Origin of the sequence: Brevibacillus brevis NBRC 100599 (assembly GCF_000010165.1) — a bacterium.
Lineage (GTDB): Bacteria > Bacillota > Bacilli > Brevibacillales > Brevibacillaceae > Brevibacillus > Brevibacillus brevis_D.
In genome coordinates, this window is the sequence record NC_012491.1 from 4,404,496 (window position 1) to 4,430,486 (window position 25,991).

Sequence of the window (25,991 nt, forward strand, 5' to 3'; positions counted from 1 at the left end):
ACAATCAGCATCGTCTTTCTTTTAAACATCAAACTTCAATCTCACGCGTAGATCGCGTTTACTTTTTCACAATGCGGACAAACAGCGACTTTCCCTGCTTTTCCATCTTCGTCTTCTACACGGTAGCCAGTAATTTGCTCGGAAAAACAAAATAGACATTCTGTATTGAAGTCCATATCGTACTGCGCTTTCCACACAATGGATTTAAAGTCTTCTCCAACATTAATCGTAATTTGGACCAGATCATGCTGTAGGCTCGATAATGATCTTTGCATCACATAAACATCCTTTCATACTTGCAAAGTCTTTTGGTATCCTCTAGCTTTTCCTGCTTTTCAGAATAATAAACATCAAATTTCTCAAAAATGGGCGGATGCCCGGTTCGGTCCTATGCGATCACCCATATGTTGTAGATGTAAGCACAAGAGGCTTAACACATATATGAGGAGGATGTTTATTCGATGAGCGGCATCTTTAATGGAGAATTCGACGGCTTCACTCTGGTTTTGATTCTTTTCATCCTGCTGGTTATTATCGCATGCAGCTGCGACTAATCTTTCTTCCCCGAAGATATAGCCATATTCAGCAGGCCGTTGCATATACATGAAGTACCGAATCCTTCAAGTGCGTTTCCTCCGCAAGCTACCCTCGACAGTGGGTAGCTTTTTTCTGTTTGAGTTGTGTACAATGGACAAGAATGATATGGAAAGCGAGGGATCCCCTTCCTATGAAAGATCCACGAATTGAAAAACTAGCTGACGTCCTCGTCAATTATTCAGTGACTGTCAAGCCTGGTGAAAACGTTTTAATTTACTCTATTGGCAACGTTACCGATCTGACGAAAGCCGTTATTGCCAAGGTATACGAAGCTGGAGGAAATCCGTTTGTCCAATTGATTGACCAATCCGTTCAGCGTGAGCTCTTGATGGGTGCTAACGAAACACAATTGGGTATCATGCGTGAAGCAGATGTGGCTTTCATGAAACAAATGGATTGCTACATTGGCATCCGCGGCGGCGACAACATTAGTGAGCTCTCTGATGTCCCTGGAGACAAAATGCAGCTGCATTCCAAGCTGCTAGCGCGTCCTGTACTGGACATTCGCGTACCGCATACCAAATGGGTCGTGCTTCGCTATCCAAATGCATCCATGGCTCAGTTGGCTAATATGAGCACCGCTGCTTTCGAAGATTTCTATTTCAAAGTGTGCACGCTTGATTACGGCAAAATGGATAAAGCCATGGACAGCTTGGTCGAGCTGATGGAGAAAACCGACAAGGTACGTATCGTAGGGCCAGGAACTGATCTGACCTTCTCCATCAAAGATATTCCGGCAATCAAATGTGCTGGTGAAGCCAACATCCCTGACGGAGAAGTATTCACTGCCCCTGTCCGTGATTCCGTCAACGGTACGATCGCGTACAACACGCCATCTCCTTACCAAGGCTTTACATACGACAATATCAAGCTGACCTTCAAGGACGGCAAAATCGTCGAAGCAACTGCAAACGATACAGAGAAGATCAATGAAATCTTTGATACGGATGAAGGTGCTAGATTTGTAGGGGAGTTTGCGATTGGTGTGAATCCGTACATCCAAAACCCGATGAAAGACATCCTCTTCGACGAAAAAATCGACGGAAGCTTCCACTTCACGCCAGGACAGGCCTATGATGAAGCGTTTAACGGAAATAAATCCTCCATTCACTGGGACTTGGTTATGATTCAACGTCCTGAGTGGGGCGGTGGAGAAATTTGGTTTGACGATCGCCTGATCCGCAAAGACGGACGTTTTGTTGTACCAGAGCTCGAATGCCTCAATCCAGAAAACCTGAAATAAATAAATAAGCGAAGGGCTCATTGTTCACAAGACATGAGCCCTTCGCTTTATTACTAAACGGAATAAGCTGGTTGTTTCAACAAGGAAGTCATCTTTTGTTCCATAAAGGAAATCGTTGACTCCAGATGATGAATGGTATACTCCCAGCAAAAGCGTTGATATTCGTCAAAATTTACTTCCAGCTTTTTATAAGAGGCCTTACTTTGTTGGAGCAATTGACGTTGCGTATCTAAGCAGCCCTCTAGCAAATCCTTTTGTTCGTCGATCGTGCGGCCCTTGCCGAAGAAAATCTTAACCAGCATGTCTGAACGCAATACTGGCGGCAAGATAGGCGTCTGGATTTCTTGACGGAACGATTGTTTTCCGGCTTCTGTAATTCGGTACAAAATCTTGTTCGGCTTGCCAGACTGAATGATTTCTTGCTTCGTTACGAAGCCTTCTTCCTCCAGTTTGCGCAATGCTGGATAAATAGCACCAAAGCTAGCGTCATAAAAGAATCCAATACTGTTTGTAAACGCTTGCTTAATATCGTAGCCACTCATTTCCCCATAGCTCAAGAAACCCAGTATGATCGTTTTAACATCCATCTCTTCGCATCCTCCGTTACCGTTCTTTTTCTCTCTCTAGCGGCTAGGACTTAGCCTTTATGTTCGAAATATTCTTTAACTACATGTTATTATAAATGCATTTAAATAATTATACCAATGCTATTTCTTTATCATATCAATCAAAATTAATGATATAACCATACATTCGACTAGAAATTGGGCGTCCCTTCCCTCTCCCCTCCCCATAAGATGATACATACCTATCTGCTGTAGGGGGAGAGATCGGTGAAAAGTAAAAAATGGTCCCAATATACGCGGGTAAAGTACCCTGTGAGCAGCAGCAGTCTGCACCCATTCAATTTCTTCGTTCCCATTGTCGAGCGAGTTCAAGAGGGAGTAGTCTCCATCGTAACCGAGGATGCTCCCCATTCCAAAGACGTGGATTCGTTAATTCGCAGCCTCATTGATCATGAAGATAATTCTCCACCCATGGAACGAAGCTTTGGCTCCGGATTTCTTTTTCATCCGAAAGGGTATATCTTGACGAGCGAGCATGTCATCGGCAAATCCAAAAACATTTTCGTGAAGCTATATAACGGTAGAGTGTTTGAAGCCAAACGCATTATAGCTGATCGAGTCCGGGATTACGCCGTCATCAAAATTGATGCAGACTGCAAGCTATACCCGCTGCCACTAGGCAACTCCTCTCATACAAAAGTAGGAGAATGGGTCATTAGCGTCGGTTCTCCATCTGTATTCAAAGAGACAAAAAACGAGCCTGGTTCCGGGCCAAATACAGCGCAAATTGAATAGGACGGGCTATCGCCTTTCTGTATAGAGCCATGTCACCCATCTGACGAAAAACCTCTCTCCCCGGCTTAGGGTTCACTTCGATTAACCACGCGCGTCCGTCCACATCTACCCCAATGTCCAGCCCGAATTCCATCATGCGGCCGAAATAGTCCTCGAGCGTGTTTGCTACCTCAAAAGCAAGTCGGTAACATTCCTGTTTGATCAGCTCTCCACGCTCCTCGCCAAATCGCCTGGACATTAACCATTCAAAGGGAATCGCTTTGCCTCCTCCATGCAAATTGGAAGTAGCACTACCCTTCTCCCCCATGCGTATTGCGCACCCTGTCACCGTCCACTCCCCACGCTCGTCCTTTTGGATCAATAACCGTACATCGACGACATGCTTGCGTAGCAGTCCGAGGTCCAAGCCTTGCTGCACCAGGAAATTGCCATCGCGAATGCGCTGCTCCTCTACCCACGTTTTGACCCATTTTTCCACGCCTTCCACCGTATCAATTCGAGCTACATGATGCTTATGCTTTTTGTCACATCCAGAGAGGCTATAATCCTTGCCGCTGCTCTTCACTCTGAGGATGCTTCTTCCCCCTGTGCCATTGCCTGGCTTGACATAGACGAGCCCATGGCGTGCGAGCATGTTTCGGACCTTGCCTTTTTCGTAAACATGCGTCTCCGGAATCCAGCGTTTGACGCGTTCATCAGAAGCCAGCAGATTCGTCACTCTCCATTTTTTACTGAACGGACTGTTTGCAAAGAAAAACAGATCGCTATTTCGCAGCCGGATATACTCCTTTACCCTGCGTCGGTACCGATCGATGACAACTTCTGGCCAAGGGAACGATTTACTCATCCACCCCCCATTCGGTTTGGGGATGAAGCCTTTGATCTTTCTGGCGGACACATTGACGTCCTGATGCGAAAACAGGTAGATTTCTGCGCCCAGCTTTTGCCCTGTTTGAACCAGCTTGCGCAAATAGGCTGGTTCCTCAAAGCGTAACCCCTCCCGCCAGGTTAAAATGCCGATTACCCGTTTTGGAAGCATCGCAACACCCTCTTCGCTTCTTTTCTTTCGCGATTAGTGTATGTGTGGTCTCCTAATAGGGAAACATTTGTCCATGAAAACGGGCTTGACCTCTCAAGCATTGATAAAGTGTCATTCCAGTTTTTCGTTACTTACTTTTTTCAAGCTAATCTGTTAGAATAAAGGGCAACAATAATGCTGCAAGATAGAGGTGACGCCGATATGAGTCATGATTTTTCTGGCGAACACATGTGTCCAAAATATGAATGCGCAATGAACGTCCTTGGAAAACGCTGGACCGGCCTGATTATTCATGTGTTGCTACGCGGGACTGTACGATTCAAAGATATCCGGGAAATGGTTCCTCATATGAGCGATAAAATGCTCTCGGAAAGACTGAAGGAGCTGGAAGAGCTCGAGATTTTGGAGCGCAAAGTGTACCCAGAGATCCCAGTTCGCATTGAATACGAATTGACCGATAAAGGAAAAGATCTGCGTCCTGTCATTGATTCCATTCACGAATGGGGCCAAAAATGGATGTAGCATAGCCCCACTTGTCCAAGACGGATAAGCGGGGTTTTTTATTGTGGTCAGGCATAAGCGCCTCCCTTTTGCTGTACACTCTAGCAACCCAAAGTGAAGGGAGGACGGGGAATGCGAACGGCCATCTACATACGCGTCAGTACAGAGGATCAGGCACGTGAAGGATTTTCGATCCCCGCTCAAAGGGAAAAGCTGCTCTCGTATGTTCACTCCCAAGGCTGGGAAGTCCAAGCAGTCTACGCAGATGAAGGCGTCAGTGCCAAAGATACGAAGCGCCCCGCACTCAGTCAGCTCCTGCAAGATATCCGAACGGGTGAAATCGATGTCGTCCTCGTCTATCGACTCGATCGGCTTACTCGCTCTGTCCTTGATCTGTATCAGCTCCTCCAGGAGTTCGATCGACATGCGGTACATTTTAAAAGCTGCACCGAGGTATACGATACGACTACGGCAATCGGGCGACTCTTTATAACCTTAGTGGCTGCCCTCGCCCAATGGGAAAGGGAAAACTTGGCAGAACGGGTCAAGCTGGGGATGAGCCAGATGGCAAGAGAACGAAAACGACCAGGAGGACCTGCACCATTTGGATACAATCTGGTGCAAGGAACACTGGTCGTGAATCAAAGGGAAGCATCTGGCGTACGCAGCATGTTCGAGCGCTATGATCGAGGCGAATCTCCGCGCCAAATCGCCGAATGGGCAAATCATTCCGGATTACGCGGGAAAAATGGCGCTTCCTGGAGTGCCAGTGCCGTGCTTCGTCTGTTAAAAAATCCGGTCTATCATGGCGCGTTGCGTTGGAATTACACCGACGCCGATCAACAACGCAATGACCCCGAGGAATGGATAATCGAAGAGGCAACTCACCCGGCCATCATCGATCAAGCCTGTTTCTCCCGGGTGCAGAAACGGATGAGTGCTCGCGGAACAAGCCACCCCCGCGTTCTCAGCTCCCGCTACCTCTTTTCCGGATTGCTATACTGCTCGCGTTGCGGCTCCTCGATGCGCGGGAAAACAACCACCATTACAGGAAAAGGGGAAAAACGCTACACGCACCGCTACTACTTATGTAAAAACAAGCTGGCTGGTACGTGTGATGCTCCAGCCATACGTGAGGATCGCTTGGAAAAAGCCATGGTGCAAGAGTTGATGCAGCATTCACCAGAGTCAATTGCTGCGTTGCAGGAAGTCGTTCAGACTTTGTTTCAGTCGAATTCCTGCTCCGCGAAAGAAACCGGGCAAGAGCTGCAACTTCGGAAGCAGCGCTGGGAACAAGCTTATGAAGAGGGATTCCTTTCGTTGGCAGACCTACGAGAGAAAATCAATACATTGGAGCGAGCTGCGAAAGAACGAGAACGCACTTACTCTGTTTTTTCAAGTGTAGACCAGTTTGATCCAGATGCTCTTTCCAATTGGAACCTTATTTGGTCGTATGCAAATGAAAAAGAACGGCGATTGCTCGTGTGCATGCTCATCCAACGTGTTGAAGTGGAAGCAACAGACGCTGCCTCTGGTCAAAAAAATCGAGAGGTGTGCCTGCGTCTGTTGTCTTTCCACTAAAACTTCCTCTGATTTTGTTTGTATGCTTACAGGTGGTTCCCCACTTGGTTTGGAAAATTCTGTGACAGCGGGAATCATTAGTGCTAAAAACCGCCGATTACAGGTTGCGAAGCGAATGTACGAAGAAATTTTTCAGACGGATGCTGCGATTAACCCAGGAAATAGCGGAGGTCCACTCATTAATTTGAATGGGGAAGTCGTTGGTCTCAATGCATTCATCATTCAATCCAGCCAATGCTTAGGCTTCGCTATCGGGATTGACGCCCTCAAAATGCAACTGGAGCAGTACGTATTTAAGTGAGAAGCACACGCTTCAACAAAAAACCCCGTCTAGGAGGACGGGGAATGCTTCTCTAATGCAATAAGATATACATTTGGACCTTCTGTGTTGATTTGTTCTTCTGCCTGTTTTAATTGTTGCAGCTGAGCGGCCGTAAGCTGTGCGATAGGCAGTTCACCCAAACGATTCTGTTCCATGCGACATTCCTCCGTTGGTGTCAGACTAACGATCGTAGTCTACCCGATCTGGAGGGTATGTATTTACGCAGTGAGGTCAAAAGCTTTGGCAATCGCAGAACACGAACGCTTGCAGAAAACGATGGGCAGCTCGCGATCTTTGGCTTGGCTTTTCACCGTTTTGGCCAAGTTGTGATTGACGAAATCAGTCAACACCAAAATCATGTGGATACCAGCTGGAATTTTCACCCCGGTTTGCGAGCTTTTCCGTCCAGTTACGTGATGAATATCCTTGAAGCCTTGCCCTTGCAGTAATTCGATAATATTGCCCAGGCGATCTCCGCCTATTACTAAAATCGATGACATAACTTGTTACCTCCTTAAATTTAGGTGAATGTAAGATTTATGTTTTCTTCTCTGAATACTAATTGATAATGAATATCACTCTTATTGATAAATATTATCATTCCCATTTGTCTTTGACAATACTCTCCATGATAACTTTTTTGTCAAAAAACAAAACTAGAGACTAAGCCTAAAGGCAAAGCCACGGCGCTCTAACGTTCCCGCTCTCTTTTCCAAATCACACCGCATCATATCCTTCGCAGTCATAAGAAAATGTACATAGGTGTTGCCCGGGTGTTTTTTCCAACGGTATAATGAAAAAATAGATTGTGAATGAGGAGGTGGCGTAGGGTGCAAGAAATTACACAGCTGCACGCCATTTTTGATCGCACCAGAGGTTACATCAACAACTTCATGGGCGTTATCCAGCCGATTATCGATGCGGCAACGGACGAGCACACTCGTCTTTATTACCATCACATTTTGGAAGAAGAAGAACAGCGCATGGGTCGCTTGCAGGAATTGGTTCCCTACCTGGAGAAGCTGTCAGCAGGAAAAAGCTTGGATCAGCTAAGTGATCGGGACCTCTCGCAAATGCTGTCCGATGTGAATCTGGAACGTTTTGGACTGCATAATTTCCGCGAGCATCTGGAGCTCTCTTTGTACGAATTCAAGGATGACGAAACACGTCAGCTCCTGGATGGCATGCGTGAAAAGACGCATACAGACTATTTGACAGTCAAAGAGATCATGGCGAACATGAGCCAACGATTCTCTGATGCGGCTCATCCTGATCTCACTGATCATGATGAGGGGCACGACATTCACCAGGTAGATCATTTGAAAGCCTCGGCTTCCGCTCCTCACGGTGTTGCTTCCGTGATCAAGCATTCCGCCCCTGCCGTTACCGGTAAAAAAGGACTGACAGTTGGCAGCTTGAAAGGAATGTAAAGAATCGGAAATCCTGAAATGACATGGAGGTTACACTATGGACAAGCTTCGTAAATACCCAGACTCTCCCTTGACGACGGAAGAATGGAATCAACTGGACGCAACTGTTGTTGACATGGCTCGCCGTCAGCTAGTGGGACGTCGTTTTATCGATATTTATGGACCATTGGGTGAAGGTATCCAAACCATTACCAACGATGTATATGAGGAATCCCGTTTTGGTGGTCTCTCCCTGCGCGGAGAATCACTGGAAATGACACAGCCTAGCCGCCGTGTCAGCATGACGATTCCGATCCTGTACAAGGATTTCATGCTCTACTGGCGCGACGTTGCCCAAGCACGCACACTGGGCATGCCTTTGGACATGAGCGCGGCTGCCAACGCAGCTGCTGGTGGTGCACTGATGGAAGACGATCTGATCTTCAACGGTGCTGCGGAATTCGACCTACCTGGTCTGATGAACGTAAAAGGACGCCTCACTCATCTAAAGAGCGATTGGATGGAATCTGGCAATGCGTTTGCCGACATCGTGGAAGCACGCAACAAGCTGTTGAAAATGGGCCATAGCGGTCCGTATGCACTGGTTGTTTCTCCTGAGCTCTACTCTCTCTTGCATCGCGTACACAAAGGCACCAACGTGCTTGAGATCGAGCACGTTCGCAATCTCGTTACAGATGGTGTCTTCCAATCCCCTACCATTAAAGGCCGCTCCGGCGTATTGGTAGCCACTGGTCGCCACAATCTCGATCTGGCGATTGCGGAAGACTTCGACTCCGCATTTCTTGGAGACGAACAAATGAACAGTCTGTTCCGTGTCTATGAGTGCGTTGTATTGCGTATCAAGCGTCCAAGCGCCATTTGCACCTTGGAAGAAACAGAAGAATAGGAAGCCCTTTGACACACCCATTGACGGTTCTCGTTGTGGGTGTGTTTTTTCATCCTTGAAATATGTAACAGATCACTTATAATAAGAACGTACGTTCCAAACTTTCCAAACAGTCTGATATAAATGTCGTTGGGGGGCTTTTTATGAGATGCGAGGTCAATGGCGTCAACCTTTATTATGAAGAGATCGGAAGCGGTTTTCCTGTCGTGATGATTCACGGCTTTTCACTTGATCACCGCTGCATGACTGGTTGTCTGGAACCGATTTTTGAGAAACATCCGGGGTACCGACGGCTTTACATAGACCTGCCAGGAATGGGACAAACGGAAAACTACGAACGTATCCACACCACGGACGATATTCTGGAGGTTGTGCTCGCGTTCATCGATCAACTCATTCCAGGTGAGCCCTTTTTCATTGCAGGTGAATCATACGGCGGATATCTTACACGAGCAGTTATCGAGAAGCGCCGGGAACAAGTAAAGGGTGCCCTTTTCATCTGCCCAAATGTCATTCCTGACAAAGAAAAACGCACACTGCCGGATAAACCCGTTCTAGTAGAGGAGCCTTCCCTCTGGGAGCAGTTGAGTGAGACGGAACGTGCGGAGTTTGAGTCGATGGCGGTAGTCGCTACCGATTATACGTGGAATCGCTATAAAAAAGAGATTATCGACGGCTACATGCTTTCTGACCCTGCTTTTCTCATGAAAATTAGACAAGCGTATGGCGTCTCCTTCCCATTAGATACGGCCCCCTTCCCCCATCCGAGTCTATTTGTTGTGGGGAAACAAGACCAGTCTGTCGGTTATCGCGATATTTGGGATATCATCGAAGCCTATCCCCGCTCTTCTTTTGCCGCTCTCGATTGTGCCGGTCACAATTTGCAGATCGAGCAGCCACTTCTGTTTACAGAGCTTGTAAATGAATGGCTGGATCGGGCACAAAGAGAGCTATCCCAGTAAACATGCATAAAAAAGACAACCAGCTCCTTGAGAATGGTTGTCTTTTTGCTTCTATTAAACATTTGTCACCAGTGATTCGCTGTAGGCGTGGAATGCCTTGCCCAGTCGTGAAATCGCAAGCTCCGTGTCTTCCCGGTTCAACAGCGTATAGTTCAAGCGCATCGTATTGAGATGCGGCTCGGCTGCATAAAACGGCTTCCCTGGCACGAATGCCACGCCTTCCTTTACGGATTGGGCCAGCAGCTTCTCTGCATCGAAATGCTCAGGCAGATTCACCCAGAGGAACATCCCGCCTCTTGGTTTTTCCCACTGTACACCCTCCCAGTTTTGCGCAACCAAGAGCTCATGCATCCATTCCATGCGTGCCTTGTAGGACTCGCGGATTTTCTCAATGTGACGTTCCAGATCAAAGCGGGACAGCAGTTCATACAGAGCGTACTGGTCGATTGTGCTCGACTGCAAATCAACTGCTTGCTTCGCCTTCACCATCATTTGAATCACGCGTGTATCACCGATGGCCCATCCGGTACGCAAGCCTGGTGCGACAATTTTGGAGAAGGTACTGGTGTACACCACACAGCAATCGGTCGGATGCTCATCCAGTGAGAAAATGGAACGGTACGGAGCTTCCCCATCAAATTGGATCTCTCCATATGGATCGTCTTCCAGGATGAGAATGTTTTGCGCCTTGCATTGACGAAGCAAGCCAAGACGGCGCTCAAGGCTCCATACCTTTCCTGTCGGATTGGCAAAGGTAGGAATGACGTACACCATTTTCGGGCGATACTGGGCAATTTTTTTCGCCAGATCGTCCAAATCCATCCCATTGGCATCACCGTCTACCGGAATCGCTTTGATTCCCCGGAATTGGAACAATTGAACCGCTGCCAAATAAGTAGGGTTTTCGACGAGAACGACATCGCCTTCGTCTAAATATACACGGCACAACAAGTCAACTGCTTGCTGAGAGCCCGTAGTGATGATCATATTATCTGCACCGACGTTCATATGCTTTTGCTTCATGCGGGATGCAATCCACTCACGAAGCGGCAGGTATCCATCGGTCAATCCATACTGAAGAGCTTTTGCTCCTTTTTCAAATGCGCGGTTAAACGCTTCGCGCATCTCTGCGATTGGAAAAGAATCCTCTGCTGGCAGTCCACCTGCGAGCGAGAGCACTTGATTGCCTTGGGTCAGCTTCAAGATTTCCCGGACAGCCGAGGAGGATAGTGCTTCGACAGATTTTGAAAATGAGTACTCCATGTTCCGTTCCCCCTTGATTTTGCTTATCCTTGTTTTATCACTGTCAACTGCGTAAGTCCAATCTTTGCTAGCTATGAGCAGATAGGTTTTGACTATGTCGAGCGGTTGTTCAACCATTAGTCTTCACACACTGCATGCAAAAAACCCCTCTTCGTATGAAACGAAAAGGGGTCCATATGTATCGGCTATATTTTCCTAAGCAATACGGAACATACGTGGTTTCTCTGTTTGTGGAAGGAAAGAGAGGTCGACATGATTAGACGCTTCTTCCATACCGATATCGCTTGCCAACAGCAATGCCTCTTCCTGGAAGGTCGGCGTACAGCTGCCTTCATTCAGCTCACAGAGTCGCTTCAATCGCTTCAGTCTCTCTGCTGACTTCTCTACTCTCATGCATTCGTTCGTCAGCTCACATACGTTGACGTGACGAGCATCAGCGATCATGCTGATATCATTCACATGGACAATCAGCCTTTTGCCTTCTTCCGTAACAAATCCGATCGAGCAAAAATGCGCACCTGACATTTCCAAACGAGTGAGAACAGCATTGGCGTAAACTTCTCCCGTCCGCAAGCGAATCTGGCCTGCTTCAATGGCTCCGCCGATTTTTCGCTCGTTGGCGATCACCGTATACATATCCGTGTAACCGTTAATCTGATAGCGCATGGTACCCTCCCGCTCTCGCTGAGACTAATTATCATTAACAACAATGACATCGTATAATGAAAATCATTATCTGTCAATAATGAGAATGATTTTTATTCTAGAAGAAAAAAGCCACACTCCATCTATACGGTAGTGTGGCCAATTTGCCTCGCTTTTATTTTGTTTTCGTAAATAACCCTAACCGCTCAATCCGCTGGACCGCTTCCGCGAGACGCTCTTCATTGGATAACAAAGCCGCTCTCACATAGCCCTCACCTGTTGGGCCAAAGCCATTTCCTGGCGCTACGACGACATGCGCTTTTTCCAAAAGCAGGTCAGAGAACTCCACCGATGTGAAGCCGCTTGGAACAGGAAGCCAAGCAAAAAACGAACCTTGAGATGGCGGAGCCTGCCAGCCAATCCGATGCAGATTGGAGTACAAGGCATTGCGGCGGCTTTCGTAGACAGCGACGAGATCGCGGACGCACTGTTGCGAATCCGTCATCGCTTTGGCTGCCGCCATCTGTACTGCACCGAACAGACTGACGAAGTAATGGTCCTGAATGAGGTTAATCAGACGAACTAGCTCACGATTACCTACCATGGCACCTACTCGCCAGCCTGCCATGTTGTACGTTTTGGACAGGGTATAAAATTCTACACCCACTTCTTTTGCACCCGGAACCTGCATGAAGCTGACCGGCTTTTTCCCGTCATAACTGATTGCTCCGTAGGCGAAGTCGTGGCAGACGACGATTTCGTGTTTTCGGGCAAAACGAATGGTTTCCTCATAAAACTCGAGTGGTGCGTTAACTGCTGTCGGATTGTTCGGATAGTTGAGAAACATCAGTTTCGCTCGATCCAAATCAGCCTGGGACAGCTGGCTGTAGTCTGGCAAGAAGTCATTTTCCGCCTTCAACGGCATCATAACCATCCGTCCGTTGACAACAGCAACCCCCGACCAATAATCCGGATAGCCTGGGTCTGGAACCAGTGCAACATCGCCTGCGTTCATGAGTACTTGGCAAATCTCTACGAGTCCGGTTTTACTGCCAAACAAAATCGCTACCTCTTCCTCCGGATCGAGGTCCACATCAAATTCTTGCTTATACCAATGAGCTACTGCCTGCTTCAGTTCCACGCGTCCCTGAAAAGGCGGATATTTGTGATGGAGTGGTTGTGCCGCTTGCGCCTGTAATTCTTCAATAATGTGCGGCGGTGTCGGCAAATCGGGATTGCCCTGCCCCAGGTTAATGACGTCATGGCCTTGAGCTATGACCTTGTTTACTTTTGCCACCAGGGTCGCAAAAAACTGGGTAGGGAGTCGATCAATCATATCGGCGGGTTGAATGCGCATCTTTCTTCCATTCCTTTCTTGGGCCAATACAGTAAAACCCCCTTTTTCCATACAGAAAAAGGGGGAGATCAGCTTGGTCACGTCCTTATCTGTCAGGAAAAAAAATCCTGCTGGAATTGGCACAGCATCTGTCCATCACATGGAACAGATCCGCTGCCGGGCTTCATAGGGCCAGTCCCTCCACCTCTCTGAATAAGTCAAACACACGGAATATACTGTTTTTTCGTCTATATCATACTACTTGAGCACGCAAATCGTGTCAAGATGCTTGATTCTGAACCGGCACGTGATGCCTTCTTTTATGAAAAGAGGTGTGGAAGGCGAAAAATGCAACAGACAACAGACACAAGCTTGCCATCACGAACAATAGTCCCTGGGCATGAATCGATTGGAAAATGAAGGCCCCAAGTAGTGGTCCGAGCATCCGCCCAGCTGATCCAGTCCCCGCAATCAGCCCTTGAATGAAGCCTTCTCGTCCCTCTGGCGTAAACTGTGCAGCAACTGCTGGCACCGCTGGCCACACGAGCATTTCGCCCAGCGTCATGATGAACATCCCCGCCACAAAGCCTGCATAAGCCGTTGATTGCGACAAAATCAGCATCGACAAGGCAAAAATATAGGCGCCCAAGAGCATTTGGGCTTTTAGCGTTCGGGCAAAGCGTCGAATGACCCAGGCAATCAATGGCTGACCAAACAGGATCAAGCCGCCGTTCAGCGTCCACAACAGACTGTATTGACGGAGGGAAATGCCCAAGGATTGCATATAGGTTGACAGCACGGTTGTCCATTGTACATAGACAATCCAGCTAATTAATAGCCCCCCGCATAATAGCAGCAAGGCTCCCCATACCACCTTTGGCTCTTGCTGTGGTTGTCGCAGCACATCATCAGTTGCTTGCTCAGGCATGCTTTGTCCAGTCGTCGAGTTTTGGCGTTGTTGTTCCACCATTTTTAACTGACGCGGCAAAATGAGCATGAACATGGCGAGGACGATCACTTGTGAGATAGCATTACCGAAAAACGTCCAAGCAAATGACACACTGGCCAAGAAGCCGCCCAACGCAGAACCGGCAGCTACCCCCACATTGAGCGTGACATAAATCAGATTGATTCCTTTACGTCCTCCGTCCGGCCATAACACGACAGCCAATGCATTCATCACAGGAGAAAGTAATCCATAAAACAGTCCATTCAGCAGAAGCAGCACAACATAAATCGTAAAATCCTCCGTAACACCTAATCCGAGCGAAATCAGGATAACGCCGATGGAACCGACAATGATGGTGCGCATTTTGCCCCAGCGGTCAAACAGCATCCCGCCAACAATACTCCCGATCAAGAATGCGCCTTGGTTTAAAAGCAACAAGAAGCCGGCTACAGTCAGCGGCTTTCCGAGATGGTTATGAATATAAATCGTGACCAGCGGCCAAATACATGCCATTCCGGTAGAAAAAATGACGGCAGCAATCGCCAATAAACGAATGCTGCTCGGATAAGATTCCCACTTTTGCCTCATGGCTTACTTCTCTCCCCGATGGAAATCGCCGCTTTTTCCGCCTGTTTTGGATTGCAGACTGGTCGGACCGATTATCATTTCTTTATCCATGGCTTTGCACATGTCATACACCGTCAAAGCCGCTACGCTTACAGCGGTCAATGCCTCCATCTCGACGCCTGTTTTCCCTGTCGTCTTCACGGTTCCTGTAATCGCAAGCGTCGTTTCGTCCTCAAAAGCAAATTGTATGTCGATGCCAGTCAATGGCAGCGGATGACACATCGGGATGATTTCCCACGTTTTTTTGGCAGCCATGACACCTGCTACCTGCGCTACGGCGAGTACATCGCCCTTTTCGATTCGACCTTCGCGGATACGGGCGAGGGTTTCGGGTTTCATGCTGATTTGGCTCTCGGCTACAGCCACCCGTTTTGTGACGTCCTTCTCGGACACGTCTACCATCCGAGCTCGATTTTGTTCATTAAAATGTGTTAATTGATCAGTCATACGAGTATCGTTCCTCCTCTATCTTCTCCTACCTTACTCCCGCCGCTGGATAAAAGCAATGGGAATGTAGATGGCGTAGTTTCGTTATCTTGCTCATCCACTCCTAAAAACGTACGAAGAACAAGTGAGGGAGGTATACTGTGCGTACACAGCTCAAAGGAGGCGTATGGAAATGGAAACGAAGAAGGATCAGACGGTACGTTGGTCAATACTGAGACATGGGGATTGGAGCATTTATTTGGCTGCAACGGCTTCCGGGCTTTGTTATGTCGGCTCAGTCAACCAGCCTTTTGCTGAATTGGAAGCGTGGGTTGAAAAGCATCGCCCACACAGTGCACTAGTGCAAGACGATCCGTGGCTAAAGCCTTTTGCAACAGAACTTATGGAGTATTTGCAGGGGATGCGCGAGCATTTTTCCATGGATTGCGACCTGTCTGGAACGCCTTTTCAGCTTGCTGTCTGGGAGGCACTGCGCCAAATCCCATACGGTCAAACGGCATCGTACACCGACATTGCGAACATCATTGAAAAGCCCGCTGCTGTTCGTGCCGTCGGTGCCGCAATCGGTGCCAATCCGGTTCTCATTACAGTCCCCTGCCACCGTGTCGTCGGTAAAAATGGTTCACTAACTGGCTATCGCGGAGGACTGCCCATGAAGACAACTCTGCTCAATCTGGAGAAAAAATCAAATCGGGGTGTGAAGCATGGCTAAATCAGTGACAGAAAGGATTGCTGCACTTGACTGGCAATCCATGCAACAGGAGCTGGATGAACAAGGGTATGCTGCTTTTCCTTCCTTAATAAGCGCGGATGCGTGCGAAGAATTAATCGCTATGTACGGACAGGATGAGCTTTTTCGCAATACGATCCAGATGGCGCGGTACCGTTTCGGTGAAGGCGAGTATCGCTATTATCAGGCTCCCCTTCCCTCGCTTTTGCAGGAGCTTCGCGAAGGCTTTTATCCGATGCTTGCGCAGACTGCAAATCGGTGGCTGGAACTGCTTGGTCGCGAAGCTATTTATCCTGCTACCCTCCCTGAATTTTTGGCCCACTGTCACGATCAGGGTCAGCTGCGCTCTACTCCATTAATTTTGAAATACGAAACAGGTGGCTATAATTGCTTGCATCAGGATATGTACGGCGAGGTGTTCTTCCCGTTTCAAGTGGTTTTTGCCTTGAATCAGAAGGAGAAGGACTACAGGGGCGGAGAATTTCTACTGATGGAGCAACGACCGCGCGCGCAGAGCCGGGGACATGTGATAACCTTGGACCAAGGCGCTGGTCTGATTTTCCCGACATCCTACCGTCCTGTGCAGGGTACGCGAGGCTACTATAAAAATACGCTGCGCCACGGTGTCAGCACGATTACCTCAGGAAAGCGCTACAGCCTCGGAATTATTTTTCATGATGCAAAGTGAGGAACGCCCCATATGAAAAGCATCCTTTCCTATAAAGTGCCGAAAACCCTCCTTAATAAAGGAAGCGGATTTCTTGCGGATTACACCCATTCGCTCAATCCGTATACTGGCTGTTCTTTCGCCTGCTCCTATTGCTATGTTCGGCAAATGCCTGTCTCTTTGTTTCGCAACGAGCAATGGGGCACGTGGGTAGATATCAAACAGCAAGCTGCCGATTTATTGCGCAAGGAGCTTTTGCGGGCTAAGAAAAAAGGAAAGGTGACCATCTTCATGTCTTCGAGTACAGACCCATACCAGCCCATCGAACAAACGGAAAAGGTAACGAGGTCTTTACTCGAAGTCATGGTAGAGAATCCACCTGATTTTTTGCTGGTGCAGACTCGAAGTCCCTTGGTTTGGCGGGATGCCGATTTGTTGCTCCTGTTGGGTGATCGCGTCCGCGTCAGCATGACTGTCGAGACCGATTTGGAGGAGATTCGCAGGCACTTTAGCCCACAAGCTCCCCCTATTCAAGCGCGACTCAAAACACTCCAGCGCTTGGCGGAAGCAGGCATCCCTACACAAGCAACGATTGCCCCTGTTTTACCGAGCAGTGAGTCATTCCCGGAGATTTTGCGTCCCCTGGTCACCCGTGTTTGTGTCGACGATTTTTATATGGGAGATGGAAGCGGCGGTAAGCGCACGAAAAGAAACGGCATTCCCGCCCTCTATGAACAGCTTGGACTGGAGCAATGGTACGATCCTTCCGCCTATCGGATCGTCCATGATCGGCTATTACGTGTTTTTCCCCCGGATCAGATTTATTTGAGTCAGGAAGGCTTCGCCCCTTAGCATCAACCCTTGATTGTAACACCCCATTCATTGGCAACTTTGATCGGTTTATGATATCGTCTAGCCTAGAGAGTAGTATCATCCAGGGAAATGAGGAATTGTCTTGACCATTACGATCTTGTTATTTGCCGGACTCGCCGAACGTGCGAATGCCCGGGAAGTACAGTTGACCTTATCTGAAGGTGCTACCGTTAGCGATCTTCTGCAAGCAGTGGAAAAAGAATATCCTGCGCTCTCTGCGCTTTTGGGCAGTTGCTTTGTCTCCATCAACCATGAATATGCAGCGAAAAATCAGGTCATTTCAGCCGACGACGAGATTGCCCTCTTACCTCCAGTAAGCGGCGGAGAAGAAAACCCGCGCTTTGCCATTACCGAGGAGCCTATTTCTGCGGACAAGCTCGTTCGTCTGGTGAGCAACCCGCACGCGGGTGCGATCCTTACTTTTGTCGGAACTGTTCGGGAATTTACCCATGGTCAGCGCACCGTGTATTTGTCCTATGAAGCATATGCGCCTATGGCTGTTGAAAAAATGAAGCAGGTCGCAGCTGAGATCGAGGAACGCTGGCCGGGAGCGCAAGTCGCGATGCACCATCGTATCGGTCATTTGACTGTGGAAGAGATTGCAGTTGTCTGTGCCGTTGCAACAGCGCATCGCAATGAATCGTTTGAAGCAGGCCGCTATGCCATCGAACGACTCAAGCAGATTGTTCCTATTTGGAAAAAAGAAATGTGGGAAGATGGAAGCGAGTGGAAGGGACATCAACAAGGACCGTGGAATCCGCTTGCGATGCCAGAAGGAAAGGTGGAGTAACGCCTTGGATACTCGCTATTCCCGTCAAATATTGTTTCATCCGATCGGGCGCAGTGGACAAGAAAAACTCGGTCAAAGCCGTGTAGCCATTGTCGGCATGGGAGCGCTCGGAACGGTTCTCTCCAATCATATGGTTCGGGCTGGAGTAGGTTTTGTCCGCATCATTGACCGCGACTTCGTCGAGCCGAGCAACCTACAGCGTCAAATGCTCTACGATGAATCCGATGCAGCCGAGCATTTGCCAAAGGCAATCGCCGCCCACGCCAAGCTGACGAAGATCAACTCAGCCGTTACCATCGAACCGATCGTCGCAGACCTCACCGCTTACAATGCGGAGGAATTGCTGGCAGATGTCGATCTCGTTTTGGATGCGACAGATAATTTTCAGGTGAGATACCTCGTGAACGATGTTTGCGTTAAACATAGTATTCCGTGGGTGTACGGTGGCGCTGTGAGTGCGACCGGAACCTTTACCGCGATTCGTCCGGGAATCACACCTTGCTTGCGCTGTCTTTTCCCTGAAGCGCCAAACCCGGGTGAGATGCCTACCTGTGACACGGCTGGCGTCATCGGACCGATCATTCACATCGTCGCCTCCTATCAGGCAACGGAAGCATTCAAACTGTTAGTAGGCGCAATCGATGAGCTCAATCCGAATCTGGAGCACTTTGAGATTTGGCATAACCGCCATCAGCAAATCAAGGTGGTCAATGCCCGCCGAGACGACTGTCCGACATGTGGGGAGAAGCAATTTTCGTTTTTGCAGCCGGATACCCAAGATGGACAAGCCGTTTCGCTTTGCGGTCGAGACACCGTACAAATCTCACCCGCCGCTGCAATGACACTTGATCTGCATGCATTGGCAACTAGACTTTCCCCTTTGGGACAAGTCGAACAAAACAAGTTTTTGCTGCGTTTCCGTGTTGATACGTACACACTCGTTATTTTCCCGGATGGTCGCGTCCTCGTGCAAGGCACAGATGACGTCAGCCTGGCACGTTCGCTTCATGCCAAGTATATCGGCGCGTAACTGGTTTACCCGTAATAAAAATAAGCTGTCCCAGACCGTCACTCGGACGAAGGGGCAGCTTTTTTATGCCGTTTGAATAAAGGTAATCGTAAACGTGGTACCTTTCCCTTCTTCACTCTCAACGACAATCGTAGCATGATGCAAATCGATTATTTTTTTCACGATCGCCAGCCCCAGACCGCTGCCCGAATTGGTTCTGTTCCGCGATGGGTCTGCCTTGAAAAATCTTTCGAAAATGCGCTCCTGATTTTCCTTGGATATCCCGATTCCCGTGTCGGTTATTTTCACGAGCACTTCACCGTTTACCGTCTTCAGCTTTACGCTGATTTTCCCGCCTGCCTCGGTGAATTTGATGCTGTTCCCAAGCAAGTTGGTCCAGACTTGACTCAGCATATCCTCGTCGGCTACGATTTCGACTTTTTCCAGGTCTATGTCCATTTCAATCTCTTTCGCCATCCATTGCGGCTCGCTGGCGAGGATCAGTGCGCGTAGCTGCGTGTCCAACCGATACCGCTTCCGCTCCAAATCATGCTGGATGCCCTCTAGCGCAGTTAGCTTAAGCAGGTTGTCGCTGATCTTGGACAGCCGCTTGCTTTCCGATTCGATAATCTCCAGGTAACGAATGCGCTCTTCTGGGCGAAGTCTTTCATTATGCAGGGCGCGAGCAAACCCGCTAATGGACGTCAAAGGTGATTGAATTTCGTGGGAAACATTGGAGATGAACTCCTGACGTAGCTTCTCCATTTCATTTAATTGTTCCGCGACATGGTTAATGCCGTCCACCAGCTCCCCCCATTCATTCGCCAGCTTGATGTCGAGATTGACTCGAAAATCCCCCATGGCAATTCGTCTGAGCGCATCAATCAATGGTTGAAACCTGCCTCGATGCCTTGACATGGTGAAGAAAGAAATAATTATCCCAACCCCAATAAACAACAGGCAGTTCAAAACGGAATGGATCAACACTTTTACAAGATCATTGAGATGATAGCCCATATAGCTATAAAAGAGAGTGGTAATCCCGTATGCACCTAGCCCGCACAAGGCAAAAACCGCACATATACCCACAACTCCTACGATTTTTTTCAGCAAAATATAGGAATGTTCGTCTTGTCGCCTCTTTTTCATACGACAATCTCCAAACGATAACCAAGTCCCCGGACCGTCCGGATCAAAAAGCCGTACATCGCTTCCGGAAAACGCTCCCGCAATCGGTTGATATGCACGTCTACTGTCCGCTCATTTCCTTCAAAATCATAGCCCCATATTTGTTCGATCAGCTGCTCACGGGAAATGGTCTGCCCGGGATAGCTGGCCAGTTTGAACAACATCTCGAACTCCTTTAGTGGAATCGTCCATGTTTTCGTGCCACTGGCGACTGCAAATGTTTTACGATCAAGTATGAGTTTTCCTGCTTGAACCTGATGCGAAGCGGCAATCCGGTAGCGCTTGAGCAGCGCTTTTACCCGGACGACCAGCTCCTGCGGATCAAACGGCTTCACCAAATAATCGTCTGTCCCTAACTCAAAACCTTTGATTTTTTGCGAGGTCTCTCCCTTGGCAGTCAGCATGAGCAAGGGAAAATCATAATGCTCGCGAAGTTTTCGACACAGCTCCCAGCCGTCCATGTTCGGCATCATGATGTCAAGAATCACCAGTTGTGCGGCAACCGACTCCAGTTTGTCCAGTGCCTCCTGTCCGTCAACGGCTTCCACTATCGTAAAGCCTTCATTGCGCAAGAAGACGCTGACGAGCTCGCGAATATGCGGATCGTCGTCGACTACCATAATCGTGGTCACGTTCTACACCCTCTCTTTTACGAGCAATTGCTGGCTAGCTAATTCCCGGTACATCTCATGGGTTTGATAAAGCTCTTCATGTGTACCCATACCTGTGATTTTTCCCTTTTCCAAAAAGATGATTTGATCTGCTTCCACCACAGTCGACAAGCGATGGGCAATCACAAGGGTGGTACGTCCCTTCATCAAATTTTGCAATGCCTTCTGGACAATCATCTCGGAATTGCTGTCCAAACTAGAGGTAGCTTCATCCAGCATCAAGATTTGCGGGTCGCGAAGCAGTGCACGGGCAATGCCGATTCGTTGTCGCTGTCCACCCGATAGCTTCATGCCTCGCTCCCCTACTTCTGTCTCATAGCCATTCGGCAATTCCTCAATAAATTGATCCGCATAGGCCATCTTGGCCGCTTCCTTCAGCTCCTCGTCACTAATCGTCCGTGAAATCCCGTAGCAAATATTTTCTCGGATGGTTCCGGCGATCAATGGACTTTCCTGGGACACGTAGCCGATTTGACTTCTCCATGACTTCAAGGAAAAATCTGTGACGGGTTCATTGCCCAGCCTGATTTCTCCACTGATTGGCTGGTAATACCTTTCAACCAAGGAAAACAACGTCGTCTTGCCGCTACCGCTCGGTCCGACAATCGCATTTACTTTTCCTGCCCCAATCGTAAAGCTGACATCATCGAGAATCTTTTCCCCGTTCTCATAGGCGAAGCTCACATGGCTCAAATGGATGGGCAGTCCCGCGTTTTCAAGCGTCCGTCCTGTCAAAAGATCTTCTTCTTCGGCGTCGAGAGTCGCAATGATTCTTTCGGTTGCCCCCATGGCTTTTTGTAACGAGGTGAAAAACTGTGTGAATTGCCCCAGTGGGATGACAATTTGCACCAGATACAAAATAAACGCAACCAGTTCACCAGCTGTCAATGCTCCCATGGACACGCGCATGCCACCATAGCCGATCACAACTACGAGCAGCACCATCAGGATAAAGGACATTAGCGGTCCAATGACGGCTTGGACTTTTCCTTCTCTTAACCCGAATCGGAACAAATTTCCGATTGCCTTTGTTCCCATTCCCAGTTCGTGGGTTTCGGCATTCGAAGATTTGACAAGCCGCATCTCTTGGAGCACTTGATTCATAATGGTTGTAAAGCTGGCAGTCTCATTTTGCAGACCTTTCGAAATTTTGTACATCTGACTGCCAAGCGGCATGAGAATCCCGATGCACAGCGGTACAGCAATGAGCATGGTTAACGTCATTTGCCAATCGAGGTAGAGCAAGGTCACCACAGAACCAACAATCGTGATCAATCCTGTGAAAAAGCTGGACAGGTGCTCTGTAATCAGGCTTTTCACAACGCCGGTATCGTTGGTCATTCGACTGATCGTATCACCTGTCCGGTTGTTATCATAATAAGAGATCGGCAGGACGAGCAATTTTTTCCATAGTCGTTCACGGAGTGAGGCCACCACACTCTCGCCGACATGATTTAATAAGTAGATGGATAACCCGCCTGCAATGGCTTGTGCGACAAAGGCAACGATCAATAGAATGATTTGTGGTGTGGTGATCGTCGACAGGGAAAAACCGTCCACCAAATCCTTCGTAAACAGTGGAATCACTAAGCTCACCAGTGTGGTGGCGATGCTCATGAACAATGCGACACCGATTTTTAGCTTGGATGGCTTTGTTCCCCTTATTAATCGAAAAAAAGGCCGCCAGTTTCCCCATTTCGCTACGCTATTGGTTTGTTCCATTCGTTCATTTCTCCCCTTTTTCCTCCTCATTTTCACTTACAAGTGATAAGATACTGCATGAATGTAAACGAAATATAAACGGGATAATATTGAAGTGCGTGCAATTATCTTCTTTCTAATAAGAAGACGTTTCTGATCCAATTTTCTTTACCTGTGATTTTTGTATATAAATGATGAATTTGGGGTAGAAGCCGGGAAACAAATCGTATATAATAGGTTCGTAATGAAGAAACGAAACAACGTTTCACCAGATGAAACTCCAAGATATTATAGGGAGGTTGTATACATTGGCTAACAAAGATGCTTACAAAGTAAAGTCATCCCTGCAAGTAGGCGACAAGTCTTTTGCTTACTATCGCCTGCAAGGGTTGGAAGAACAAGGATTGGGCGATGTTTCCAAACTGCCGTTCTCCATTAAAGTTCTGCTCGAGGCTGCTGTACGTCAGTTCGACGGCCGTGCGATCACCAAAGAACACGTACAACAATTGGCGACCTGGACAAAAGGCCGCGACGAAAACCAAGAAGTTCCTCTCATGCCAGCTCGTATCGTTCTGCAAGACTTCACCGGTGTACCGGCTGTAGTTGACCTGGCAGCGATGCGCATCGCGATGAAGCGCGCTGGTGGAGATCCAAAACGAATCAACCCATTGGTTCCAGTTGACCTCGTTATCGACCACTCCGTCATGGTTGACGATTTCGGTAACGCGTCCGCTCTGGACAACAACATGAAATTGGAATTCGAACGCAACCAAGAGCGCTACCGCTTCCTGCGTTGGGCACAAACTGCGTTTGACAACTTCCGTGCGGTTCCTCCAGCTACTGGTATCGTTCACCAAGTAAACTTGGAGTACCTCGCAACTGTAATCGCTACTCGTGAAGTAGATGGCGAATTGGTTGCTTTCCCTGACTCTCTCGTAGGTACTGACTCCCACACCACTATGATCAACGGTCTTGGTGTTCTTGGATGGGGTGTTGGTGGTATCGAGGCAGAAGCAGGAATGCTCGGCCAACCTCTGTATTTCGTAACGCCAGAAGTAGTTGGTTTCAAACTGACTGGCACACTGAATGCTGGTGCAACTGCAACTGACCTCGCTCTGACTGTTACGCAAATGCTTCGTAAAAAAGGCGTTGTAGGTAAATTCGTGGAGTTCTACGGACCAGGCCTGTCCAACATCTCGCTGGCTGACCGCGCTACCGTAGCAAACATGGCACCTGAGTACGGCGCTACAATGGGCTTCTTCCCAGTAGATGCTGAAACACTCAACTACATGCGTCAAACTGGTCGTGAAGAAGACCTCATCTCCTTGGTTGAGACTTACACCAAAGCACAAGGCCTCTTCCGTACTGACGAGACTGTTGACCCAGTATTCTCCGAAACATTGGAACTGGATCTGTCCACAGTCGTACCTAGCTTGGCTGGTCCAAAACGTCCTCAAGACCGCGTAGAACTGACTGCTATGAAGGAATCCTTCAATAACAGCCTCCGTACGCCGATCGAAAAAGGCGGATTTGGTCTCTCTGAAGAGAAAATCGCAGCTAGCGCACCAGTTGCTTATCCAAACGGTGAAAAAGCTACGCTGAAAACAGGTGCTGTTGTAATCGCAGCGATCACTTCCTGTACCAATACATCAAATCCTAGCGTAATGCTGGGTGCTGGTATCCTGGCGAAAAAAGCTGTGGAAAAAGGCCTGAAAAAGCCTGCTTTCGTAAAAAGCTCCCTGGCTCCAGGTTCCCGCGTAGTTACACAATACCTGACTGACGCTGGTCTGATCGACTCCTTGGATGCTATCGGATTCAACGTAGTAGGTTATGGTTGCACCACTTGCATCGGTAACTCCGGTCCATTGCCAGAGGAAACCAGCAAAGCTATCGCAGACGAAGATCTGACAGTTGCAGCGGTACTCTCCGGTAACCGTAACTTCGAAGGTCGTATCCATGCACAGGTAAAAGCGAACTACCTCGCTTCTCCTCCATTGGTTATCGCCTATGCACTGGCAGGTACTGTAGATATCGACCTGACTACAGAGCCAATCGGCACTGGCAAAGACGGTCAACCTGTATTCTTGAAAGACATCTGGCCATCTCCACAAGAGATCGCAGCTGCAATGGACAAAGCGATGAATCCTGCTCTGTTCCGCGCTGAGTACGGCCAAGTGTTCACGCAAAACGAAGCTTGGAACAAAATCGACGTTCCAACTGGCGACCTGTACGAGTGGGATGAAAAATCCACGTACATCCAAGAACCGCCATTCTTCCAAAACCTGGCTGGAGAAATCGCTAAGATCGCAGACATCAAAGCAGCGAACACCATCGCACTCTTCGGTGATTCTGTGACAACTGACCATATCTCCCCAGCAGGTAACATCTCGCCAACTAGCCCAGCAGGTCTGTATCTGCAAGCAAACGGCGTAGAGCGCAAAGACTTCAACTCCTACGGTGCTCGTCGTGGTAGCCACGATGTAATGATGCGCGGTACATTTGCAAACATCCGTATCCGCAACCAAGTAGCTCCTGGAACTGAGGGCGGCGTAACCAAATACTTGCCAACTGACGAAGTAATGTCCATCTACGATGCTTCCATGAAGTATCAAGCAGACGGTACTCCACTCGTTGTACTGGCTGGTAAAGAGTACGGTACTGGTTCTTCCCGTGACTGGGCAGCAAAAGGTACATTCCTCTTGGGTATCAAAGCAGTTATCGCTGAGAGCTTCGAGCGTATCCACCGTGCTAACCTGGTTGGTATGGGCGTTCTGCCTCTGCAATTCGCTGGTGACCAAAGCTGGAAGTCCCTCGGCATCGACGGTACTGAGTCCTTCAACATTGTAGGTCTCTCCGATGATGTTCAACCTGGTCAACGCGTAAAAGTAGAAGCAACGAAGAAAGACGGAAGCACTTTCGAATTCGAAGTAATCGTGCGCCTCGATTCCATGGTAGACGTAGACTACTACCGCAATGGTGGTATCCTGCAAACGGTTCTGCGTCAATTGCTGGATGAAGGCAAACCAGTAAACGCGTAAGCAAACGAATAACAAATAAGTTCGTATCAGCACCCACCCAACCAAAAGAGCAGACTCCGAGTATTCGGCAGTCTGCTCTTTTTACGTTCCCTTCCTGATAGGCCACGCTTAAGTGGAAGATGCCGTGAATACGCA

At 48.5% G+C, this 25,991-nt stretch carries 28 protein-coding genes and 1 riboswitch; of the genes, 15 read left to right on the forward strand and 13 right to left on the reverse strand.

What is annotated here, in order from left to right; genetic code table 11:
- Window positions 1-41: 41 nt before the first annotated feature.
- Window positions 42-275 carry a hypothetical protein gene (locus BBR47_RS20935; protein ID WP_015892416.1) on the reverse strand — a complete coding sequence of 78 codons (234 nt, stop codon included), beginning with the start codon at window positions 273-275 and terminating at the stop codon, window positions 42-44.
- A 186-nt stretch (window positions 276-461) separates the two neighbouring features.
- On the opposite strand from BBR47_RS20935, the gene BBR47_RS30505 reads away from it, so the two are divergent.
- Both BBR47_RS30505 and BBR47_RS20945 read left to right on the forward strand, forming a co-directional pair.
- Window positions 462-554: a YjcZ family sporulation protein gene (locus BBR47_RS30505; protein WP_016742096.1), complete on the forward strand. Its 93-nt coding sequence runs from the start codon at window positions 462-464 to the stop codon at window positions 552-554.
- A gap of 173 nt (window positions 555-727) precedes the next feature.
- The gene (locus BBR47_RS20945) at window positions 728-1,840 is read left to right on the forward strand and encodes an aminopeptidase (RefSeq protein ID WP_015892417.1); all 1,113 of its coding nucleotides are present in this window, start codon (window positions 728-730) and stop codon (window positions 1,838-1,840) included.
- A 53-nt stretch (window positions 1,841-1,893) separates the two neighbouring features.
- Here the strand turns inward: BBR47_RS20945 and BBR47_RS20950 are convergent, their stop codons facing one another.
- On the reverse strand, window positions 1,894-2,427 hold the full coding sequence (locus BBR47_RS20950; RefSeq protein ID WP_015892418.1) for a PadR family transcriptional regulator: 534 nt from the start codon (window positions 2,425-2,427) through the stop codon (window positions 1,894-1,896).
- Between the two features lie 246 nt (window positions 2,428-2,673).
- On the opposite strand from BBR47_RS20950, the gene BBR47_RS20955 reads away from it, so the two are divergent.
- Window positions 2,674-3,201, forward strand: a complete 528-nt coding sequence (locus tag BBR47_RS20955) for a S1C family serine protease (RefSeq protein WP_015892419.1) — start codon at window positions 2,674-2,676, stop codon at window positions 3,199-3,201.
- Here the strand turns inward: BBR47_RS20955 and BBR47_RS20960 are convergent.
- Window positions 3,146-4,240, reverse strand: a complete 1,095-nt coding sequence (locus tag BBR47_RS20960; RefSeq protein ID WP_015892420.1) for a YheC/YheD family protein — start codon at window positions 4,238-4,240, stop codon at window positions 3,146-3,148. The two genes, BBR47_RS20955 and BBR47_RS20960, sit on opposite strands and share 56 nt — an antisense overlap.
- Window positions 4,241-4,441: 201 nt before the next feature.
- Here BBR47_RS20960 and BBR47_RS20965 point away from each other — a divergent pair, with 201 nt between their 5' ends.
- The 3 genes from BBR47_RS20965 to BBR47_RS20975 all read left to right on the forward strand — a co-directional run bounded on the left by BBR47_RS20965 (window position 4,442) and on the right by BBR47_RS20975 (window position 6,623).
- Window positions 4,442-4,762 carry a winged helix-turn-helix transcriptional regulator gene (locus tag BBR47_RS20965; RefSeq protein WP_015892421.1) on the forward strand — a complete coding sequence of 107 codons (321 nt, stop codon included), beginning with the start codon at window positions 4,442-4,444 and terminating at the stop codon, window positions 4,760-4,762.
- 111 nt (window positions 4,763-4,873) lie between these two features.
- Window positions 4,874-6,322 (forward strand): recombinase family protein, encoded by a 1,449-nt coding sequence (locus BBR47_RS20970; RefSeq protein ID WP_015892422.1) that lies wholly within the window; start codon window positions 4,874-4,876, stop codon window positions 6,320-6,322.
- Window positions 6,323-6,344: 22 nt separating this feature from the next.
- A complete protein-coding gene (locus tag BBR47_RS20975; protein ID WP_015892423.1) occupies window positions 6,345-6,623 on the forward strand; it encodes a S1C family serine protease in 279 nt (92 codons plus the stop codon).
- A gap of 29 nt (window positions 6,624-6,652) precedes the next feature.
- On the opposite strand, the gene BBR47_RS31375 is transcribed toward BBR47_RS20975, so the two are convergent.
- Both BBR47_RS31375 and BBR47_RS20980 read right to left on the reverse strand, forming a co-directional pair.
- Window positions 6,653-6,799, reverse strand: a complete 147-nt coding sequence (locus tag BBR47_RS31375) for a hypothetical protein (RefSeq protein WP_015892424.1) — start codon at window positions 6,797-6,799, stop codon at window positions 6,653-6,655.
- Window positions 6,800-6,862: 63 nt separating this feature from the next.
- Window positions 6,863-7,144, reverse strand: coding sequence for a DUF2325 domain-containing protein (locus tag BBR47_RS20980; RefSeq protein WP_015892425.1), 282 nt, complete (start codon window positions 7,142-7,144; stop codon window positions 6,863-6,865).
- A gap of 330 nt (window positions 7,145-7,474) precedes the next feature.
- Between BBR47_RS20980 and BBR47_RS20985 the strand changes: the two genes are divergently transcribed.
- The 3 genes from BBR47_RS20985 (at window position 7,475) to BBR47_RS20995 (ending at window position 9,922) form a co-directional block, all read left to right on the forward strand.
- Window positions 7,475-8,074 carry an IMEF encapsulin system ferritin-like cargo protein gene (locus tag BBR47_RS20985; RefSeq protein ID WP_015892426.1) on the forward strand — a complete coding sequence of 200 codons (600 nt, stop codon included), beginning with the start codon at window positions 7,475-7,477 and terminating at the stop codon, window positions 8,072-8,074.
- Between the two features lie 37 nt (window positions 8,075-8,111).
- Window positions 8,112-8,960, forward strand: coding sequence for a family 1 encapsulin nanocompartment shell protein (locus BBR47_RS20990; RefSeq protein ID WP_007721249.1), 849 nt, complete (start codon window positions 8,112-8,114; stop codon window positions 8,958-8,960).
- Window positions 8,961-9,103: 143 nt separating this feature from the next.
- A complete protein-coding gene (locus BBR47_RS20995; protein WP_015892427.1) occupies window positions 9,104-9,922 on the forward strand; it encodes an alpha/beta fold hydrolase in 819 nt (272 codons plus the stop codon).
- 54 nt (window positions 9,923-9,976) lie between these two features.
- On the opposite strand, the gene BBR47_RS21000 is transcribed toward BBR47_RS20995, so the two are convergent.
- From BBR47_RS21000 to moaC, 5 genes are all read right to left on the reverse strand, one after another.
- Entirely contained in the window at window positions 9,977-11,185 is a 1,209-nt protein-coding gene (locus BBR47_RS21000) for a PLP-dependent aminotransferase family protein (RefSeq protein ID WP_015892428.1), read from the reverse strand.
- Window positions 11,186-11,380: 195 nt separating this feature from the next.
- Window positions 11,381-11,851, reverse strand: coding sequence for a hypothetical protein (locus BBR47_RS21005; protein WP_015892429.1), 471 nt, complete (start codon window positions 11,849-11,851; stop codon window positions 11,381-11,383).
- Between the two features lie 154 nt (window positions 11,852-12,005).
- Window positions 12,006-13,187, reverse strand: coding sequence for a pyridoxal phosphate-dependent aminotransferase (locus BBR47_RS21010; RefSeq protein WP_015892430.1), 1,182 nt, complete (start codon window positions 13,185-13,187; stop codon window positions 12,006-12,008).
- Window positions 13,188-13,269: 82 nt separating this feature from the next.
- A riboswitch (SAM riboswitch) is annotated at window positions 13,270-13,386 on the reverse strand.
- 60 nt (window positions 13,387-13,446) lie between these two features.
- On the reverse strand, window positions 13,447-14,703 hold the full coding sequence (locus BBR47_RS21015; RefSeq protein ID WP_015892431.1) for an MFS transporter: 1,257 nt from the start codon (window positions 14,701-14,703) through the stop codon (window positions 13,447-13,449).
- A 3-nt stretch (window positions 14,704-14,706) separates the two neighbouring features.
- Window positions 14,707-15,189 (reverse strand): cyclic pyranopterin monophosphate synthase MoaC, encoded by a 483-nt coding sequence (gene moaC / locus BBR47_RS21020; RefSeq protein ID WP_015892432.1) that lies wholly within the window; start codon window positions 15,187-15,189, stop codon window positions 14,707-14,709.
- 172 nt (window positions 15,190-15,361) lie between these two features.
- Here moaC and BBR47_RS21025 point away from each other — a divergent pair, with 172 nt between their 5' ends.
- The 5 genes from BBR47_RS21025 to BBR47_RS21045 all read left to right on the forward strand — a co-directional run bounded on the left by BBR47_RS21025 (window position 15,362) and on the right by BBR47_RS21045 (window position 19,279).
- Entirely contained in the window at window positions 15,362-15,901 is a 540-nt protein-coding gene (locus tag BBR47_RS21025) for a methylated-DNA--[protein]-cysteine S-methyltransferase (RefSeq protein ID WP_015892433.1), read from the forward strand.
- Window positions 15,894-16,607 carry a 2OG-Fe(II) oxygenase gene (locus BBR47_RS21030; protein ID WP_015892434.1) on the forward strand — a complete coding sequence of 238 codons (714 nt, stop codon included), beginning with the start codon at window positions 15,894-15,896 and terminating at the stop codon, window positions 16,605-16,607. The genes BBR47_RS21025 and BBR47_RS21030 overlap by 8 nt, the downstream gene beginning before the upstream one ends.
- Before the next feature lie 12 nt (window positions 16,608-16,619).
- Window positions 16,620-17,438 carry an SPL family radical SAM protein gene (locus tag BBR47_RS21035; RefSeq protein WP_015892435.1) on the forward strand — a complete coding sequence of 273 codons (819 nt, stop codon included), beginning with the start codon at window positions 16,620-16,622 and terminating at the stop codon, window positions 17,436-17,438.
- Window positions 17,439-17,541: 103 nt separating this feature from the next.
- The gene (locus BBR47_RS21040; RefSeq protein ID WP_015892436.1) at window positions 17,542-18,249 is read left to right on the forward strand and encodes a molybdenum cofactor biosynthesis protein; all 708 of its coding nucleotides are present in this window, start codon (window positions 17,542-17,544) and stop codon (window positions 18,247-18,249) included.
- Between the two features lie 4 nt (window positions 18,250-18,253).
- Window positions 18,254-19,279 (forward strand): ThiF family adenylyltransferase, encoded by a 1,026-nt coding sequence (locus BBR47_RS21045; RefSeq protein ID WP_015892437.1) that lies wholly within the window; start codon window positions 18,254-18,256, stop codon window positions 19,277-19,279.
- A 63-nt stretch (window positions 19,280-19,342) separates the two neighbouring features.
- On the opposite strand, the gene BBR47_RS21050 is transcribed toward BBR47_RS21045, so the two are convergent.
- From BBR47_RS21050 to BBR47_RS21060, 3 genes are read right to left on the reverse strand one after another with little or no spacing between them, the layout of a single operon-like run.
- A complete protein-coding gene (locus tag BBR47_RS21050; RefSeq protein WP_015892438.1) occupies window positions 19,343-20,407 on the reverse strand; it encodes a sensor histidine kinase in 1,065 nt (354 codons plus the stop codon).
- Entirely contained in the window at window positions 20,404-21,078 is a 675-nt protein-coding gene (locus BBR47_RS21055; RefSeq protein WP_015892439.1) for a response regulator transcription factor, read from the reverse strand. Before BBR47_RS21055 ends, BBR47_RS21050 begins: the two co-directional genes overlap by 4 nt.
- Window positions 21,079-21,081: 3 nt before the next feature.
- Entirely contained in the window at window positions 21,082-22,839 is a 1,758-nt protein-coding gene (locus tag BBR47_RS21060) for an ABC transporter ATP-binding protein (RefSeq protein WP_015892440.1), read from the reverse strand.
- Window positions 22,840-23,126: 287 nt separating this feature from the next.
- Between BBR47_RS21060 and acnA the strand changes: the two genes are divergently transcribed.
- Window positions 23,127-25,856, forward strand: coding sequence for an aconitate hydratase AcnA (gene acnA, locus BBR47_RS21065; protein WP_015892441.1), 2,730 nt, complete (start codon window positions 23,127-23,129; stop codon window positions 25,854-25,856).
- Window positions 25,857-25,991: the final 135 nt, after the last annotated feature.